The sequence below is a fragment of the Streptomyces pactum genome (genome assembly GCF_002005225.1).
In the GTDB taxonomy this organism is placed as follows: domain Bacteria; phylum Actinomycetota; class Actinomycetes; order Streptomycetales; family Streptomycetaceae; genus Streptomyces; species Streptomyces pactum_A.
Map to the genome: position 1 here is coordinate 3026441 of NZ_CP019724.1, position 16801 is coordinate 3043241.

The following is a 16801-nucleotide window of genomic DNA, read 5'->3' on the forward strand; positions in this document are numbered from 1 at the left end:
ACGCGACGATGAACCGGCCCGGTCTGACCTTCCGGGTCCGGGAGGCGTAGCCTTGATTCCCGCTGTCCACCATCTTGTGAAGAAGCGGAAGAGGGCGGTTCTCGCCGTGTCGCCACAGTCCCCCAGTAACTCGAGCATCTCGACCGACACCGACCAAGCGGGCAACGCGGGCAAGAACCCCGCCGCCGCGTTCGGTGCCAATGAGTGGCTCGTCGACGAGATCTATCAGCAGTACCTCCAGGATCCGAATTCCGTGGACCGAGCCTGGTGGGACTTCTTCGCCGACTACAAGCCGGGAGCGGCCGCGGCCCAGTCCGCCTCCGGTGCCGCGAGCGCGGACTCCGGCAGCGCCCCCCAGGCCGCCCCCGCGCCGCAGGCGCAGGCTCCCGCCCCGGCTCGGCCCCAGGCCGCCCCCCAGCAGGCCGCCGCGCCCGCACAGCAGGCCGCGCAGCCCGCCGCCGCCCCGGCGGCTCCGGCCGCGAAGCCCGCCCCGGCCAAGCCCGCCGCCAAGCCGCAGGCGAAGGCCGCCGCGCCCGCCAAGGACGCCACCGCCGCCGAGGCCCCCGAGGGGCCCGAGCTGGTGACGCTGCGCGGTCCCGCCGCCGCGGTCGCGAAGAACATGAACGCCTCGCTGGAGCTGCCCACGGCCACGTCCGTGCGCGCGGTCCCGGTGAAGCTGCTGTTCGACAACCGCATCGTCATCAACAACCACCTCAAGCGCGCCCGGGGCGGGAAGATCTCCTTCACGCACCTGATCGGCTACGCGATGGTGCAGGCCATCAAGGCCATGCCCTCGATGAACTACGCGTTCGGCGAGAAGGACGGCAAGCCGACGCTCATCAAGCCGGCACACGTCAACCTCGGTCTCGCCATCGACCTGGTCAAGCCCAACGGCGACCGCCAGCTCGTCGTCGCGGCGATCAAGAAGGCCGAGACGCTGAACTTCTTCGAGTTCTGGCAGGCCTACGAGGACATCGTCCGCCGCGCCCGCGACGGCAAGCTGACGATGGACGACTTCTCCGGCGTCACGGTCTCCCTGACCAACCCCGGCGGCCTCGGCACCGTCCACTCGGTGCCGCGCCTGATGCCCGGCCAGGCCGTCATCATGGGCGTCGGCTCGATGGACTACCCCGCGGAGTTCCAGGGCACCAGCCAGGACACCCTGAACAAGCTCGGCATCTCGAAGGTCATGACGCTCACGTCGACCTACGACCACCGGGTCATCCAGGGCGCCGCCTCCGGCGAGTTCCTGCGCCAGGTCGCCAACCTCCTCCTCGGCGAGAACGGCTTCTACGACGAGATCTTCGAGGCACTGCGCATCCCCTACGAGCCGGTCCGCTGGCTCAAGGACATCGACGCCTCGCACGACGACGACGTCACCAAGGCCGCCCGCGTCTTCGAGCTGATCCACTCCTACCGGGTCCGCGGCCACGTCATGGCCGACACCGACCCGCTGGAGTACCAGCAGCGCAAGCACCCCGACCTGGACATCACCGAGCACGGGCTCACCCTGTGGGACCTGGAGCGCGAGTTCGCGGTCGGCGGCTTCGCCGGCAAGTCCCTGATGAAGCTGCGCGACATCCTCGGCGTGCTGCGCGACTCGTACTGCCGCACCACCGGCGTCGAGTTCATGCACATCCAGGACCCCAAGCAGCGCAAGTGGATCCAGGACCGCATCGAGCGCTCGCACACCAAGCCGGAGCGCGAGGAGCAGCTCCGCATCCTGCGCCGCCTGAACGCCGCCGAGGCGTTCGAGACGTTCCTCCAGACCAAGTACGTCGGCCAGAAGCGCTTCTCCCTGGAGGGCGGCGAGTCCGTCATCCCGCTGCTGGACGCGGTCATCGACTCGGCGGCCGAGTCCCGCCTGGACGAGGTCGTCATCGGCATGGCCCACCGCGGCCGGCTGAACGTGCTGGCCAACGTCGTCGGCAAGTCGTACGCGCAGATCTTCCGCGAGTTCGAGGGCAACCTCGACCCGAAGTCGATGCACGGCTCCGGTGACGTGAAGTACCACCTGGGCGCCGAGGGCACCTTCACCGGCCTGGACGGCGAGCAGATCAAGGTCTCGCTGGTCGCCAACCCCTCGCACCTGGAGGCGGTGGACCCTGTCCTGGAGGGCGTCGCGCGCGCCAAGCAGGACATCATCAACAAGGGCGGCACGGACTTCACCGTCCTGCCCGTCGCGGTCCACGGCGACGCGGCCTTCGCGGGCCAGGGCGTGGTGGCCGAGACCCTGAACATGTCGCAGTTGCGCGGCTACCGCACCGGCGGCACGGTCCACGTCGTCATCAACAACCAGGTCGGCTTCACCGCCGCCCCGGAGTCCTCGCGCTCCTCGATGTACGCGACGGACGTGGCCCGCATGATCGAGGCCCCGATCTTCCACGTGAACGGCGACGACCCGGAGGCCTGCGTCCGCGTGGCGCGCCTGGCCTTCGAGTTCCGCCAGGCGTTCAACAAGGACGTGGTGATCGACCTCATCTGCTACCGCCGCCGCGGTCACAACGAGACCGACAACCCGGCCTTCACCCAGCCGCTGATGTACGACCTGATCGACAAGAAGCGCTCGGTGCGCAAGCTGTACACCGAGTCCCTCATCGGTCGCGGCGACATCACCCTGGAAGAGGCCGAGCAGGCGCTGCAGGACTACCAGGGCCAGCTCGAGAAGGTCTTCACCGAGGTGCGCGAGGCCGCCTCCCAGCCGGCCGCCGCCGAGCCCTCGGACCCGCAGGCCGAGTTCCCGGTCTCCGTGAACACCGCGGTCACCGCCGAGACCGTCAAGCGGATCGCCGAGTCCCAGGTCAACATCCCCGACCACGTCACCGTGCACCCGCGGCTGCTGCCGCAGCTCCAGCGCCGGGCGGCGATGGTCGAGGACGGCACGATCGACTGGGGCATGGGCGAGACCCTCGCCGTCGGCTCGCTCCTCCTGGAGGGCGTCCCGGTCCGGCTGTCCGGCCAGGACTCGCAGCGCGGGACCTTCGGCCAGCGGCACGCGGTGCTCATCAACCGCGAGACCGGTGACGAGTTCACGCCGCTGCTGTACCTGTCCGAGGACCAGGCCCGGTACAACGTCTACAACTCCCTGCTCTCCGAGTACGCGGTGATGGGCTTCGAGTACGGCTACTCGCTGGCCCGCCCCGACGCGCTGGTGATGTGGGAGGCGCAGTTCGGCGACTTCGTCAACGGCGCCCAGACGGTCGTGGACGAGTTCATCTCGTCGGCCGAGCAGAAGTGGAACCAGACCTCCGGTGTCACCCTCCTCCTGCCGCACGGCTACGAGGGCCAGGGCCCGGACCACTCCTCGGCCCGCCCGGAGCGCTTCCTGCAGCTCTGCGCGCAGAACAACATGACGGTCGCGATGCCGACCCTGCCGTCGAACTACTTCCACCTCCTGCGGTGGCAGGTGCACAACCCGCACCACAAGCCGCTGGTCGTCTTCACCCCGAAGTCGATGCTGCGCCTCAAGGCCGCCGCCTCGAAGGCGGAGGAGTTCACAACGGGCCAGTTCCGCCCGGTCATCGGCGACGACTCGGTCGAGGCGGCCGCGGTCAAGAAGGTCGTCTTCTGCGCGGGCAAGGTCTACTACGACCTCGACGCCGAGCGGAAGAAGCGCGGTGTGACGGACACGGCCATCATCCGCATCGAGCGCCTGTACCCGCTGCCGGGTGCCGAGCTCCAGGCGGAGATCGCCAAGTACCCGAACGCCGAGAAGTACCTGTGGACCCAGGAGGAGCCGGCGAACCAGGGTGCCTGGCCGTTCATCGCGCTCAACCTGATCGACCACCTGGACCTGGCGGTCGGCGCCGACGTCCCGCACGGCGAGCGCCTGCGCCGCATCTCGCGCCCGCACGGCTCCTCCCCGGCCGTCGGTTCCGCCAAGCGGCACCAGGCCGAGCAGGAGCAACTGGTGCGTGAGGTGTTCGAGGCCTGAGCCCGCGAACCCGCCTGACGTGACCTGACGGGCACGCCGAAGGGCCCGGTCCCCGTTCCTGTGAACGCGGACCGGGCCCTTCGGCGTGTCGCACACGTCCTATCCTGGGACCAGCGGTTCCACAGATCCGGCCTTGTTCGACCCCATCCTTCGACCCCATCCGACGGAGAGCACGTTGTACTTCACCGACCGCGGCATCGAGGAACTGGAGAAGCGGCGCGGCGAGGAGGAGGTCACCTTCGAGTGGCTCGCCGAGCAGTTGCGGACCTTCGTCGACCTCAACCCGGACTTCGAGGTGCCGGTGGAGCGGCTGGCGACGTGGCTGGCGCGGCTGGACGACGAGGAAGACGAGTAGCTCCGCCGCGCCTCCTCGGGGTTGTCGCGGACGCCGGGCCGGGTCGTACGCCACGCCGCCGCCTCCGCCGCCGCCTCGCCTCCTCGCGGTGGTCACGGACGCCGGGCCGGGTCGTACGCCACGCCGCCGCCTCCGCGGAATTGTCACGGACGCCGTGCCCCCGCCGCCTCGCGGTTGTCACGGACGCCGGGCCAGACCGTACGCCACTCCCAGCGCGCCGTGCGCGACCAGCAGCGCCCCCGCCGTGGTCCAGCCTCCGGCACGGCGGCGCAGGCCCCAGACGGTGAGCGGCAGGCCGGCCGCCACCTGGGCCACGGCCAGGGCACGGGCGCCCGGGCCGCCCACCCAGGGCATCCAGGGGGCGAGGCGGCTCTCGTCGGCGGTGGGATGACGCCCGGCCGCCTCGGTCCACCGGACCTCGGGCAGGGCGCGGGCGGCCTCTTCGAGGCGGTCGGCGGGCTCGCCGGGGTCGAGGCCCGCGGGGAGCGCGACGCCCGCACGCGTGAGCACCGCGAGCAGTCCGCGCAGCCTGGCACGGGCGTCCGCCCCGGGCTCCGGCTCCGTCAGCCGGTCCAGCGACTGGACGTCCAGGACGGGGTCCAGGCCGAGACGGGCGGCGAAGGTGCGCATCGCCTCGTCCTCGCCGGCCGGAGTGCCGCCCGCGAGCCACACGTAGCCGACGGGGCGGCGGAATCCCGACGCGAGGGCGTAGCCGGCCCGGTCGGCGTCCCACCACAGGGCGAGTACGGGCCACGGAGCGCCGACCGCGAGGGCGGCGGCCCAGCCGGTGACCACCCGGTCGACCGGTTCGCCGCCGTGCCGCCAGGGCCGGCCCTCCGGGACGAGCACGCTCCACTCCTCGCCGGCCCGGACCAGCGGCATGCGTTCGCCCAGCAGCGGGGCGACGGCGGCGACGGAGTCCGGCTCGGCGCGGCACAGCAGCAGAGCACCGGGAGCGGGATCGGACACGGACTCTTCCGTCGACATGCTCACAAACTAGGTCAATCCAGCACCTTCGGCCGATCGCAGGTCACCAGAACGAGTGTCTTGACTTTCCGGGTCCGCGATATATCGTGAATTGCGGAGGACGCGATATGGCGCGTTCGGTCGAGGAGGTCTGCACCATGTCCGAGTGGTCTGTCGCGGAGCCCGGGAAACTCACCTTCGACGAGCCCGTGAGCGAGCTCCAGGTACGCGTCGTCAATGGAACAGTCAACGTGGTGGGTACGGACGAGGGTTCCGCCCGCCTGGAGGTCTCCGAGATCGAGGGACCACCCTTGATCGTGACCCACCAGGACGGCGTGCTCACGGTGGCCTACGAGGACCTGCCCTGGAAGGGCTTCCTCAAATGGCTCGACCGCAAGGGCTGGCGCCGCAGCGCGGTGGTCTCCCTGGCCGTGCCGACCGGCACCCGCGTGGAGGTGGGGGTCGTCAGCGCCGCGGCCGTGGTCTCCGGGCTCGACGGGCGCGCGGAGGTGAAGGGCATCTCCGGCGACACCACGCTGGTGAGCCTCACGGGCCCGGTCCGCGCCGACACCGTCTCCGGGAGCGTGGAGGCGCAGGCCCTCACCGGAGACCTTCGGTTCAACTCCGTCTCCGGCGACCTGACGGTGGTCGAGGCGGGCTCCTCCGTCCGGGCGGACTCGGTGAGCGGTTCGATGATCGTGGACCTGGACACCGCCGGCGAGCCCACCGACATCAGCCTGACCAGCGTCTCGGGGGAGATCGCCATCCGGCTGCCGCAGCCCGCCGACGCGGAGGTGGAGGCGAACACGGCGAGCGGCACCGTCTCCAGCGCCTTCGAGGACCTCCGAGTGGGCGGTCAGTGGGGCGCCAAGCGGATCACCGGCCGGCTCGGCGCGGGCAACGGCCGCCTGAAGGCCACGACTGTCTCCGGCTCGATCGCCCTGCTGCGCCGTCCGGCGGACACCCCGTGGGAGCCGGAGCCGCGGGACACCGGCCCGGCGGGCGGCGCCCAGGACGACCCGGGGGACAATTCCGGTTCCGGCCGGGACCACGGCGCGACCGGCGCCCCGGCCGACTGCACGACCGACAAGAAGGTGCTCTGACATGTCCCCCGTCTTCGCGCACGGCCGCCTCCGCCTCTACCTCCTCAAGCTCCTGGACGAGGCCCCGCGCCACGGCTACGAGGTGATCCGGCTCCTCGAAGAGCGCTTCCAGGGGCTGTACGCGCCATCGGCGGGCACGGTGTACCCGCGCCTGGCCAAGCTGGAGGCCGAGGGCCTGGTCACACACACCACCGAGGGCGGACGGAAGGTGTACGCCATCACGGACGCCGGCCGCGCCGAGCTGTCCGAGCGCAGCGGTGAGCTGGCCGACCTGGAGCTGGAGATCCGGGAGTCGGTCGCCGAGCTCGCCGCCGAGATCCGGGCCGACGTGCGCGGCGCCGCGGGTGATCTGCGCCGGGAGATGCGGGCGGCGGCCAGCGCGGCCCGCCGGGGCACCGGCTCGGGCGCACCCGGCGAGGCGGACGGCTCCGCGGACACCGACGAAAAGGAGGCCTGGCGTGCCGCGAAGGAGGAGATGCGGCGCGTCAAGCAGGAGTGGAAGGAGCAGGCCCGCCGCGCCAAGGACGAGAGCCGCCGCGCCCGTGACGAGGCACAACGGGCCCGGCTCCAGGCCAAGGAGGCCCAGGAGCGGGCCCGGGCACAGGCCCAGGAAGAGGTGCAGCGCATCGCCCAGCGGGTCCAGGAACAGGTGCAGGACCACTTCTCGCGGGGTGACTGGCCGACGGGCCTGCGCGAGGGGTTGAGCGAACTGGCCAAGGAGGTCGGCGACTTCGGAAAGGACTTCGGGAAGGAGTTCGGCAAGGACTGGGGCTTCGGCCGCACCGACGCCGCCACGACCGCCCACCGGCCCGAGTACTCCGCCACCCCCGAGGACTTCCCGGCCGGTTACACCCCGGCCTGGGCCCACGAGGACGCGGCGGAGGCCACCGGCGATCCGGCCCGGGACCTGGACCGGCTGCTCGACCGTTTCCGGGACGACATCCGCGATGCGGCCCGGGACCACGGTGTCACGGCCGACCAGCTCCGCGACGCCCGCCACCGGTTGTCGACGGCCGCCGCGCACATCGGAGCGATACTGCGGGCACCGAAGACCTGAACCCCGGCGCGGCGCACAGCCGGGGGCGCCTGGCCGGGGACACCTCACCGAGGGCGCCCCGGGGCGCCCCGTCGGGGCGCCCCGCTGGGGCCCCCGACGAGGGTGCCCCGTTGGGGGACGCCACGCACGTCAGGCGCAGGCCTCGTCGGTGCCCTCACCCAGGACCCTGAGCAGCGACTCGTGGGTCACCCCGTGGTCGGCGAGCACCTCGGCGGGCACACCGGGGCGGACGGTCAGGGCGAGGAGAATGTGCTCGTCCCCGATGTGCCGGTCGCGCCGGGCGACGGCGACCCGCAAGGCCTGCTCCAGCACCCCCTTGGCACCCTTGCTGAACCCGCGGTGCCCGGACCACCAGCGCTTGCCCTTCCGGCCGCCGGACATCGCACCGACACCATGGGCCTCCTCCACCCGGGCGACGATCTCGGAGACGTCGATCCCCAGCCCGGCGAGGGCGTCGGTCTCGGCCTGCGACAGCCCGGCCCGGCGTCGTGCCTCCGCGAGGGCCCGCCGGACCGCGCCCTTGCGCTCGCCGGCCCCGAGCGCAGACAGCGCGAAGGAGGCACGGCTTCCCTCGCGATCCAGCAGGGCGAGCAGCAGATGCTCGGCATCAACGGTCTGCGCCCGCGCCCCCTCCGCGTACTCGACCGCCCCCTGCACCACGTCCCGGGCGTCCTTCGTGAACCGCTCGAACATCAATGCCTCCCGTACTTCTTGTGCACGGCCTGCCTGCTGACCCCGAGTTCGGTGGCGATCTCCTGCCACGACCACCCCTGATTGCGCGCGCTGCGCACCTGCACCGCCTCGAGCTGCTCCAGCAGCCTCCGCAGTGCGGCGACGGCCCGCAGCCCGACCCGAGGATCGCGATCACCCGCACGCGCGGCGAGATCCGTTGCTTCACTCATGCGGTCAACATAGGTTGACAGCCTCGAGCATGTCAACCCCCGTTGACATCCTGGCTGCCGTACGGGGAACGCGAACGGCGGGCCCGGACGACCGGGCCCGCCGTAGACGCTCTGGACGGTTCGGGGGAACGCGTCAGGAACCGCTGAGCACGATCTTGCCGAACTGCTCCCCGGAGGCCATCCGCTCGAACCCCTCGCGGGCCCGGTCCATCGGAAGCACCTCGTCGATGACGGGACGCACACCCGTCGCGGCGCAGAAGGACAGCAGGTCCTCCAGCTCGTCCTTGGTGCCCATCGTGGAGCCGACGATCCTGAGCTCCAGGAAGAAGACCCGGGTGAGCTCGGCATGGGAGGGCCGGTCGCCGCTGGTGGCGCCGGAGATGACGAGCGTGCCACCCGGCCGCAGCGACTTCACCGAGTGGGACCAGGTGGCGGCGCCCACGGTCTCGATGACGGCATCGACCCGCCGCGACAGCCGCGCGCCCGGCTCGACGGCCTCCACGGCGCCCAGCTCCAGGGCCCGCTTGCGCTTGGCCTCGTCCCGGCTGGTGGCGAAGACACGCAGTCCGGCCGCCTTGCCGAGCACGATCGCGGCCGTGGCGACCCCACCGCCGGCGCCCTGCACCAGCACCGAGTCACCCGGACGCACCCCGGCGTTGGTGAACAGCATCCGGTACGCCGTCAGCCAGGCGGTCGGCAGACAGGCCGCCTCCTCGAAGGAGAGCTCCTTAGGCTTGGGCAGGATGTTCCAGGTCGGCACGGCGACCCGCTCGGCGAACGTTCCCGGATAGCGCTCGGTGAGGATGGAGCGGGGCTCCTTGGGACCGACCCCGTGTCCGGTCTGGCCGATCACGGAGTGCAGGACGACCTCGTTGCCGTCCTCGTCGACACCGGCGGCGTCACAGCCGAGGATCATCGGCAGCCGGTCCTCGGGGAGGCCGACGCCGCGCAGGGACCACAGGTCGTGGTGGTTGAGGGAGGCGGCCCTGACATCGACGACACTCCAGCCGGGGCGGGCCTCGGGAGCGGGACGCTCTCCCAACTCGAGGCCGGTCAGCGGCTGGTCGCGGTCGATGCGGGCGGCGTAGACAGCGAACATGACCTTGACGATAGGTTCCCCACCCGCCATCCGGAACCGTACGCCCCTGTGACACACGCCCTCTTGTCACCGCGGCCGGCCGCTCCCGGCAAAGGTGCGGGCATCGCGCCCCCACGCGTGACCGGAAGACCCCGGCCACTCCCGGCCGCCCACCCGCCCCGCACACCCACGTCACGTCCCGAGCCCGCGAGAACGCGGTCCGCGAAAGCAGACGGCCCCGTCCACCGAGGACGAGGCCGTTCACCCCACGCGGAGTCACACCGTCACCGGCGCGCGACCCCCTCCGCCCGAGCCGCCGCCGCCACCGCGGCCGTGACGGCCGGCGCGACGCGCTCGTCGAACGGGGACGGGATGACGTAGTCCGCGGCGAGGTCGTCGCCCACCACCGAGGCCAGCGCCTCGGCCGCCGCGAGCTTCATACCCTCGGTGATCCGGGACGCCCGCACCTGCAGCGCGCCCGCGAAGATGCCCGGGAACGCCAGCACGTTGTTGATCTGGTTCGGGAAGTCCGACCGCCCCGTCGCGACGACCGCCGCGTACTTGTGGGCGACCTCCGGGTGCACCTCGGGGTTCGGGTTGGCCATCGCGAAGACGAACGCGCCCTTCGCCATCGAGGCGACCGCCGGCTCCGGCACCGTACCGCCGGAGACGCCGATGAAGACGTCGGCGCCGGACAGGGCCGCCTCCAGCGAGCCGGACAGCCCCGCCTTGTTGGTGAAGGAGGCCACTTCCCGCTTGACCGGGGTCAGGTCGTCCCGGTCGGCCGAGACGACGCCCTTGCGGTCGGCCACCGCGACGTCCCCGATGCCGGCCTCGACCAGCATCTTGGCGATGGCGACACCGGCCGCGCCCGCACCCGAGATCACCGCCCGCAGCTCACCCAGCGTCCGCCCGCTCAGCCGCGCGGCGTTCCGCAGGGCCGCCAGCGTCACGACCGCCGTGCCGTGCTGGTCGTCGTGGAAGACCGGGATGTCCAGGCGCTCCTGGAGCTTGCGCTCGATCTCGAAGCACCGCGGCGCCGAGATGTCCTCCAGGTTCACGCCACCGAAGGAGGGCGCGAGCCGCACCACCGTCTCGACGATCTCGTCGGCGTCCGTGCAGTTCAGCGCGATCGGAACCGCGTCCACACCGCCGAACTGCTTGAACAGGATCGCCTTCCCTTCCATCACCGGAAGAGAGGCCTCGGGCCCGATGTCCCCGAGCCCCAGAACGGCCGTACCGTCCGTCACGACCGCCACGACCGACGACTTCCACGTGTAGTCGTGCACGAGGTCGGGCTGCTCGGCGATCGCGCTGCACACTTTCGCGACGCCGGGCGTGTACGCCAGGGACAGGTCGTCCTTGTCACGGACCGGCACGGTGGCCTGCACGGCCATCTTGCCGCCGCGGTGCAGCGCGAACGCGGGGTCGAAGGAGTCGAGGGGCTCGGCGCCCGCCTCCTGCTCCGCACTGGCGCCGCTGTCGCTGCGAGGATTGACGATCTCCGCTGCCACTTTGTCTTACCCCTTAAGAGTTCATGGTTTGAGGGTTTGTCCACTCCTGGTGAGGAATGGGCGGGCACCGCGCAGGAAGATGGCTGTCTGGGCCACACGGACCCCTGCGCGACGGGCGCGCCGCACACGCGCCCTGAGCCCCTGATGAGGGGTGTAAAGAACCTTCTTACCCGACGGACACCCCCCGCGACGAGTCCGATAAGTGCAAGCTCACATGTCGGACCCCGGACGCCGCATGTCGGTGACATGGCTCATACCCAGTGATCCGGACAACTTCTCGCCGCCCCTTGACAGGCCTGGAGAACACGCCTTCAGCAGCCGCGCGCGCCGGTGAACCATGCCCACATATCGAGAAATGCCGAAGATCTTTCGGCCGGAAGGGCCGATTCCCGTAAAGGTTCGGTCGTGATGTACCGACCTGGTGCGGTTCGGGCGGTGACCCGTTATCCGATTTTGACATGGCGTCCCCCCTGAATGGCCGAGTCCGAATGGCAAGATGCCGTAATCACACGAGGTCGCGACACTCGAAGGCGTGTGCTCTCGTCGACCCACGGCGCCTGCCGGTACCCGGCCGGCGTCCCGTCCCACCGGAAGTCCACCGCCCCCATCGGCAACTCCCTTCACCGCCGGAGGAACCACCATGACCGCAAGCTCCACCCGTCGTACGACCGCCGCGCACTCCCGGATAGCAGCGGTCGGTGCGATCGCGGTCGCAGGCGCTCTGCTGCTCACCGGATGCGGCGACCAGACCGAGAGCAGCGACTCCGGCAGCAGCGACAACCAGTCCGCGGCGGGCGCCCCCCTGGCCGACCGGCTCCCGCAGTCCATCCGTGACAAGGGCGTCATCAAGGTCGGCTCCGACATCGCCTACGCCCCGGTCGAGTTCAAGGACAAGTCCGGCAAGACGGTCGGCATCGACCCAGATCTCGCGGACGCCATGGGCAAGCAGCTCGGGGTGAAGTTCGAGTTCGAGAACGGCACCTTCGACACCCTGATCACCGGTCTGCGCTCCAAGCGCTACGACATCGCCATGTCGGCGATGACCGACACCAAGGACCGCCAGGAGGGCATCGACTCGGACACCGGCAAGAAGGTCGGCCAGGGCGTCGACTTCGTGGACTACTTCACCGCCGGTGTCTCGATCTACACCAAGAAGGGCGACGACCAGGGCATCAAGACCTGGGCCGACCTCTGCGGCAAGAAGCTCGTGCTCCAGCGCGGCACGGTCTCGGAGGACCTCGCCAAGGCCGAGAACGAGAAGTGCCCGGCGGGCAAGAAGATCTCCATGCAGCCCTTCGACAACGACCAGCAGGCCCAGACCCGCCTGCGCGCGGGCGGCGCCGACGCCGGTTCGTCCGACTTCCCGGTCGCGGCGTACGCGGTGAAGACCTCCGGCGGCGGCGACGACTTCCAGATCGTCGGCGAGCAGGTCGAGGCCGCGCCGTACGGCATCGCGGTCGCCAAGGACAACACGAAGCTGCGGGACGCCCTGAAGGCGGCGATGGACGCGGTGATCGCGAACGGCGAGTACAAGAAGGTCCTCGACAAGTGGGGCGTCGCGGAAGGCGCCGTCACGGAGGCCACCATCAACGGCGGCAAGTGACCGCGCGGCGGGCACTGAAAGGCAACATCCGTGACTGTTGACATCGACAAGACGGCGGGCGGCCCGGCCGACACCCCGCCGGCCGGACCGGAGGCCATCAAGGCCATCCCGGTCCGGCACTACGGGCGGTACGTCTCCGCGGTCGTCGCGATCGCGCTGCTGGCCGCGGTCGTCTACGCGTTCTCCCAGGGCAAGATCAACTGGGGTGCGATCCCGGACTACTTCTTCGACGACCGCGTCCTGACCGGCATGGGCAAGACGCTCCTGATCACCGTCCTCGCGATGCTGATCGGCGTCTTCGGCGGCATCCTGCTCGCCGTGATGCGGCTGTCGAAGAACCCGGTGACCTCGTCCATCGCGTGGTTCTACATCTGGTTCTTCCGCGGCACGCCCGTCCTGGTGCAGCTCGTCGTCTGGTTCAACCTGGGCCTGGTCTTCGAGTACATCAACCTCGGCCCGTTCTACCGCGACGAGTGGTCGGACTTCATGACGCCGTTCCTGACGGCGCTGCTCGGTCTCGGTCTCAACGAGGCCGCGTACATGGCGGAGATCTGCCGCGCCGGTCTGCTGGCGGTCGACGAGGGCCAGACCGAGGCGGCCCACGCGCTCGGCATGAGCCACACCAAGACGCTGCGCCGGATCGTGGTCCCGCAGGCGATGCGCGTGATCGTGCCGCCGACGGGCAACGAGGTCATCAACATGCTGAAGACGACCTCGCTGGTGTCGGTCGTCCAGTACGCCGAGTTGTTCCGGGTCGCCCAGGACATCGGCCAGACCTCCGGCGCGCCGGCCGAGATGCTGTTCCTGGCCGCGGCCTGGTACCTGCTGCTGACTTCGGTCTTCAGCGTCGGCCAGTACTACCTGGAGCGCTACTACGCGCGCGGCTCCAGCCGCAGCCTGCCGAAGACCCCGATGCAGAAGATCAGGGCGAACCTGCTGTCCCTGTCGAACCGCTCCAGCACGACGGGAGGCGCGGCATGACCGCCATGGTGAAGGCCGAGGGCGTCCACAAGTCCTTCGGCGCGGTCGAGGTCCTCAAGGGCATCGACCTGGAGGTGAAGCAGGGCGAGGTGTTCTGCCTCATCGGCCCCTCCGGCTCCGGCAAGTCGACCTTCCTGCGCTGCATCAACCACCTGGAGAAGATCAACGCCGGGCGGCTGTACGTCGACGGCGAGCTGGTCGGCTACCGCCAGAAGGGCGACAAGCTCTACGAGCTCAAGGACAGCGAGGTCGCCGTCAAGCGGCGGGACATCGGCATGGTCTTCCAGCGCTTCAACCTGTTCCCGCACATGACGGCCCTGGAGAACGTCATGGAGGCGCCGGTGCAGGTCAAGGGCGTGAGCAAGGCCCAGGCCAGGGACCGCGCGCGCCAGCTCCTGGAGCGGGTGGGCCTGGGCGACAAGGCCGGCAACTACCCCTCGCAGCTCTCCGGCGGCCAGCAGCAGCGCGTCGCCATCGCACGGGCCCTCGCCATGGACCCGAAGCTGATGCTGTTCGACGAGCCGACCTCGGCGCTCGACCCCGAGCTGGTCGGCGACGTCCTCGACGTCATGCGCGACCTCGCCGAGTCCGGCATGACGATGGTCGTCGTCACCCACGAGATGGGCTTCGCCCGGGAGGTCGGCGACAGCCTGGTCTTCATGGACGACGGCGTGGTGGTCGAGTCGGGCAACCCGCGCGACGTCCTGACCGACCCGCAGCACGAGCGGACGAAGGCGTTCCTGTCCAAGGTCCTCTGAACGCCCGCGAGGCGGCGGACCGCACGACGACAGGCCGAGGGGCGGTACGGAGATCCGTACCGCCCCTTCGGGCTGCTCCCGGGCTACTTGAGGGCCAGCAGCAGCGTGTCCGACGGCGAGCACCACACCGGCCGCACCTCGCCGAATCCCTTCTCGCGCAGCACGCGCGCGTGCCACGCCGCCGAGGGCGTGTCACCGTCGGCGTGCTCGCCGTAGATCTCGAAGCGGCGGGCCGTGGGCCCGGCGAGGACCGGGTCCTTGGCGGCGAGCTGCCACCATTGGGCCCAGTCGAGCGCGCCGTCGCGCTTGGCCGCCTCCATCTGCGCGTGCCGCTGGGCGCGCTCGGCCTCGTTGATCCGTGGCGTCGTCTCGTCGATCATGTGATCCGCGTTCATGAGGACACCACCGTCGCGGACCAGTTCCGCGACCTGACCGTAGAGGGCCGCGAGGGGTTCGGCGTGGAGCCAGTGCAGGGCCGTGGCGGTCAGGACGGCGTCGTAGGAGCCGTAAGGCAGTCGCGCCGTCCAGTCGGGGTCCTTCAGGTCGGCGGCGACCAGGGAGACTCGTTCGTCACCCGCGAAGGTGCCCTCGGCGATGGCCAGGAGCGCCGGGTCGAGGTCCACGCCGGTGCTGGTGGCCCTGGGGAACCGGGCGAGCAGCCGGGCGGTGATGGTCCCGGTGCCGCAGGCGAGGTCGAGCACCCGCGGCGCGGGGCCGACCAGGGCCTCGACCATGTCCAGCATGGTCCGGAAGCGTTGCTCGCGGTCCGGCATGTACCACTCCTGCTGCCGGTCCCAGCTCACCTGCCAGGCCCGCCAGTCAGCGGCGGTCGTGATGGTAGTGGTGGTGTCCGCGTCCGTCATCGAGCCCCTCCGTCGCGTACGAGACGTAATACCCTGGAAGCACGATCAGCCGTTACCTGATCGCAGGCACGACCATAGAGCCCCTTCGTAAGGACTACAAGTGGAACTGGCCTATTACTCGGATTACGCCGTACGTCTCGTCAACACCGAGGAACCGGCCCGGGGGCAGGACTCACTGACCTCGGTCGAGGCCGTCCGCGAGCTCTTCGGCATCAACCAGTCGGCGGCCCGGCGCGCGACGGACGCGGACGTGACCCGGTTCCGTTCGGTGCGGGGACGGCTGCGCTCGGTCTTCGAGGCGGCCGACGGCGGCGACGAGACGCTTGCCGTGGACCTCCTCAACTCCCTCCTGCTGGAGTTCCCGGTGAGCCCGCAGATCTCCGGCCACGACCACCGCGACGACGACGGCAGCCCGCTGTGGCACATGCACCTGGCGGATCATCCGTCCAACGCGACGGCCGGTTTCGCCGCCATCGCGGCGATGGGCCTGGCCTTCCACCTCACCGAGTACGGCGTGGACCGCCTGGGCCTGTGCGAGGCCTCCCCCTGCCGCAACGCCTACCTGGACACCTCCACCAACCGCTCCCGGCGGTACTGCTCCGACCGCTGCGCCACCCGTGCCAACGTGGCGGCCTACCGCGCCCGCAAGCGCCTGGAGGCGGACCGGTCGGTCAGCACCGGCCTGAGCGCCGACAGCACCCAGCGGACCACGGCGAACGGCGAGCGCTGACCCGGCCTGAGCGGCCGGTACCGCAGCCGCGCCCTGCCGAGCACGAGCTCCCCGGGGACCACCCCGTAGTCGGTGCTGTCCCCGCCCGCGAACGCGTTGTCCCCCAGTACCCACCAGCCGGTCCCGCGCCGCTCGACGGCGCGTTTGACCACGAGGAGGTCCTGCTGGAAGGGATGCCTCAGCACGACCACGTCACCGGGCCGCACCCTGGCCCCCCAGTGCACCAGGAGCACGTCCCCGTGGTGCAGCGTGGGCACCATGGACGGCCCGGTCACCTCGGCCGGCCCGAAGGGCAGGGCCCCTCTCGCACGTTCGCTCTCCTGCGACAACTGCTCCGGCATGACCCGGCACCTCCCCGGTCTTTCCTCCACCAGTCTCAGTCTCACCCCGGACTTTTGTCCTAAGCCCACGGGGGCACTCGCGAAATCGGGCCTCCCAGGGAGTAATGTCCCCCCTGAGAAGACGATCACGAGGAAGGAACGCTCCATGCTTTCCCGCCTGTTTGCCCCCAAGGTCACGGTCAGCGCCCACTGCGACCTGCCCTGCGGCGTGTACGACCCGGCCCAGGCCCGCATCGAGGCGGAGTCCGTGAAGGCCGTCCAGGAAAAGATGGCCGGTAACGACGACCCGCACTTCCAGGCTCGCGCCACGGTCATCAAGGAGCAGCGCGCCGAGCTCGCGAAGCACCACGTCTCCGTGCTGTGGAGCGACTACTTCAAGCCCCCGCACTTCGAGAAGTACCCGGAGCTGCACCAGCTCGTCAACGACACCCTGAAGGCCCTGTCGGCCGCCAAGGGTTCGACCGACCCGGCGACCGGCCAGAAGGCCCTGGACTACATCGCCCAGGTCGACAAGATCTTCTGGGAGACCAAGAAGGCCTGATCTTCGATCCCGCCGTTTGACCTGCGCTTTCCCTGGTCGCTGGGTCTTCCGGTCCGCACCCGGCCCGCGGTACGC

The 16801-nt window shown here is 70.5% G+C and carries 16 protein-coding genes; 9 read left to right on the plus strand and 7 right to left on the minus strand.

Annotated elements, in window-relative coordinates; genetic code table 11:
* The first annotated feature begins 106 nt into the window (after positions 1-106).
* Positions 107-3934: a multifunctional oxoglutarate decarboxylase/oxoglutarate dehydrogenase thiamine pyrophosphate-binding subunit/dihydrolipoyllysine-residue succinyltransferase subunit gene (locus tag B1H29_RS12135; RefSeq protein WP_055418923.1), complete on the plus strand. Its 3828-nt coding sequence runs from the start codon at positions 107-109 to the stop codon at positions 3932-3934.
* Between the two features lie 175 nt (positions 3935-4109).
* Positions 4110-4289 (plus strand): DUF6104 family protein, encoded by a 180-nt coding sequence (locus B1H29_RS12140; RefSeq protein ID WP_014674941.1) that lies wholly within the window; start codon positions 4110-4112, stop codon positions 4287-4289.
* A gap of 177 nt (positions 4290-4466) precedes the next feature.
* On the opposite strand, the gene B1H29_RS12145 is transcribed toward B1H29_RS12140, so the two are convergent.
* Positions 4467-5276, minus strand: a complete 810-nt coding sequence (locus B1H29_RS12145; protein WP_055417895.1) for a hypothetical protein — start codon at positions 5274-5276, stop codon at positions 4467-4469.
* 137 nt (positions 5277-5413) lie between these two features.
* Here B1H29_RS12145 and B1H29_RS12150 point away from each other — a divergent pair, with 137 nt between their 5' ends.
* Together B1H29_RS12150 and B1H29_RS12155 are read left to right on the plus strand one after the other, a co-directional pair.
* Positions 5414-6358, plus strand: a complete 945-nt coding sequence (locus B1H29_RS12150; RefSeq protein WP_159027814.1) for a DUF4097 family beta strand repeat-containing protein — start codon at positions 5414-5416, stop codon at positions 6356-6358.
* A 1-nt stretch (position 6359) separates the two neighbouring features.
* Positions 6360-7415: a PadR family transcriptional regulator gene (locus B1H29_RS12155; protein WP_055417897.1), complete on the plus strand. Its 1056-nt coding sequence runs from the start codon at positions 6360-6362 to the stop codon at positions 7413-7415.
* Between the two features lie 129 nt (positions 7416-7544).
* Here B1H29_RS12155 and B1H29_RS12160 read toward each other — a convergent pair whose 3' ends face one another.
* From B1H29_RS12160 to B1H29_RS12175, 4 genes are all read right to left on the minus strand, one after another.
* Entirely contained in the window at positions 7545-8108 is a 564-nt protein-coding gene (locus B1H29_RS12160; protein WP_055417898.1) for a Clp protease N-terminal domain-containing protein, read from the minus strand.
* Positions 8108-8317, minus strand: a complete 210-nt coding sequence (locus B1H29_RS12165) for a helix-turn-helix domain-containing protein (protein ID WP_055417899.1) — start codon at positions 8315-8317, stop codon at positions 8108-8110. Before B1H29_RS12165 ends, B1H29_RS12160 begins: the two co-directional genes overlap by 1 nt.
* Before the next feature lie 133 nt (positions 8318-8450).
* Complete coding sequence (locus tag B1H29_RS12170; protein ID WP_055417900.1) at positions 8451-9416, minus strand: zinc-binding dehydrogenase; 966 nt, start codon at positions 9414-9416, stop codon at positions 8451-8453.
* Between the two features lie 263 nt (positions 9417-9679).
* Positions 9680-10909 carry an NAD(P)-dependent malic enzyme gene (locus B1H29_RS12175; RefSeq protein ID WP_055417901.1) on the minus strand — a complete coding sequence of 410 codons (1230 nt, stop codon included), beginning with the start codon at positions 10907-10909 and terminating at the stop codon, positions 9680-9682.
* Between the two features lie 640 nt (positions 10910-11549).
* Between B1H29_RS12175 and B1H29_RS12185 the strand changes: the two genes are divergently transcribed.
* Genes B1H29_RS12185 through B1H29_RS12195 form a run of 3 tightly spaced genes read left to right on the plus strand, consistent with a single transcriptional unit; the run spans position 11550 to position 14251 of the window.
* A complete protein-coding gene (locus B1H29_RS12185; RefSeq protein WP_055417902.1) occupies positions 11550-12512 on the plus strand; it encodes an ABC transporter substrate-binding protein in 963 nt (320 codons plus the stop codon).
* A 30-nt stretch (positions 12513-12542) separates the two neighbouring features.
* A complete protein-coding gene (locus B1H29_RS12190; RefSeq protein ID WP_055417903.1) occupies positions 12543-13493 on the plus strand; it encodes an amino acid ABC transporter permease in 951 nt (316 codons plus the stop codon).
* Positions 13490-14251, plus strand: a complete 762-nt coding sequence (locus B1H29_RS12195; protein WP_055417904.1) for an amino acid ABC transporter ATP-binding protein — start codon at positions 13490-13492, stop codon at positions 14249-14251. Before B1H29_RS12190 ends, B1H29_RS12195 begins: the two co-directional genes overlap by 4 nt.
* An 83-nt stretch (positions 14252-14334) precedes the next feature.
* Here B1H29_RS12195 and B1H29_RS12200 read toward each other — a convergent pair whose 3' ends face one another.
* Entirely contained in the window at positions 14335-15114 is a 780-nt protein-coding gene (locus tag B1H29_RS12200) for a class I SAM-dependent methyltransferase (RefSeq protein ID WP_055417905.1), read from the minus strand.
* A gap of 100 nt (positions 15115-15214) precedes the next feature.
* Between B1H29_RS12200 and B1H29_RS12205 the strand changes: the two genes are divergently transcribed.
* A complete protein-coding gene (locus B1H29_RS12205) occupies positions 15215-15844 on the plus strand; it encodes a CGNR zinc finger domain-containing protein (RefSeq protein ID WP_055417906.1) in 630 nt (209 codons plus the stop codon).
* On the opposite strand, the gene sodX is transcribed toward B1H29_RS12205, so the two are convergent.
* The gene (gene sodX / locus B1H29_RS12210) at positions 15748-16185 is read right to left on the minus strand and encodes a nickel-type superoxide dismutase maturation protease (RefSeq protein WP_055417907.1); all 438 of its coding nucleotides are present in this window, start codon (positions 16183-16185) and stop codon (positions 15748-15750) included. The two genes, B1H29_RS12205 and sodX, sit on opposite strands and share 97 nt — an antisense overlap.
* 145 nt (positions 16186-16330) lie before the next feature.
* Between sodX and sodN the strand changes: the two genes are divergently transcribed.
* The gene (sodN, locus tag B1H29_RS12215; protein ID WP_055417908.1) at positions 16331-16726 is read left to right on the plus strand and encodes a superoxide dismutase, Ni; all 396 of its coding nucleotides are present in this window, start codon (positions 16331-16333) and stop codon (positions 16724-16726) included.
* The last annotated feature ends 75 nt before the right edge of the window (positions 16727-16801 follow it).

What these genes read in the sequence shown, in the direction of transcription:
- B1H29_RS12145 (WP_055417895.1), bottom strand. Translation starts at nt 5,276, where the DNA reads ATGTCGACGGAAGAGTCCGTGTCCGATCCCGCTCCCGGTGCTCTGCTG.
- B1H29_RS12150 (WP_159027814.1), top strand. Translation starts at nt 5,414, where the DNA reads ATGTCCGAGTGGTCTGTCGCGGAGCCCGGGAAACTCACCTTCGACGAG.
- B1H29_RS12155 (WP_055417897.1), top strand. Translation starts at nt 6,360, where the DNA reads ATGTCCCCCGTCTTCGCGCACGGCCGCCTCCGCCTCTACCTCCTCAAG.
- B1H29_RS12160 (WP_055417898.1), bottom strand. Translation starts at nt 8,108, where the DNA reads ATGTTCGAGCGGTTCACGAAGGACGCCCGGGACGTGGTGCAGGGGGCG.
- B1H29_RS12165 (WP_055417899.1), bottom strand. Translation starts at nt 8,317, where the DNA reads ATGAGTGAAGCAACGGATCTCGCCGCGCGTGCGGGTGATCGCGATCCT.
- B1H29_RS12170 (WP_055417900.1), bottom strand. Translation starts at nt 9,416, where the DNA reads ATGTTCGCTGTCTACGCCGCCCGCATCGACCGCGACCAGCCGCTGACC.
- B1H29_RS12185 (WP_055417902.1), top strand. Translation starts at nt 11,550, where the DNA reads ATGACCGCAAGCTCCACCCGTCGTACGACCGCCGCGCACTCCCGGATA.
- B1H29_RS12195 (WP_055417904.1), top strand. Translation starts at nt 13,490, where the DNA reads ATGACCGCCATGGTGAAGGCCGAGGGCGTCCACAAGTCCTTCGGCGCG.
- B1H29_RS12200 (WP_055417905.1), bottom strand. Translation starts at nt 15,114, where the DNA reads ATGACGGACGCGGACACCACCACTACCATCACGACCGCCGCTGACTGG.
- sodX (WP_055417907.1), bottom strand. Translation starts at nt 16,185, where the DNA reads ATGCCGGAGCAGTTGTCGCAGGAGAGCGAACGTGCGAGAGGGGCCCTG.
- sodN (WP_055417908.1), top strand. Translation starts at nt 16,331, where the DNA reads ATGCTTTCCCGCCTGTTTGCCCCCAAGGTCACGGTCAGCGCCCACTGC.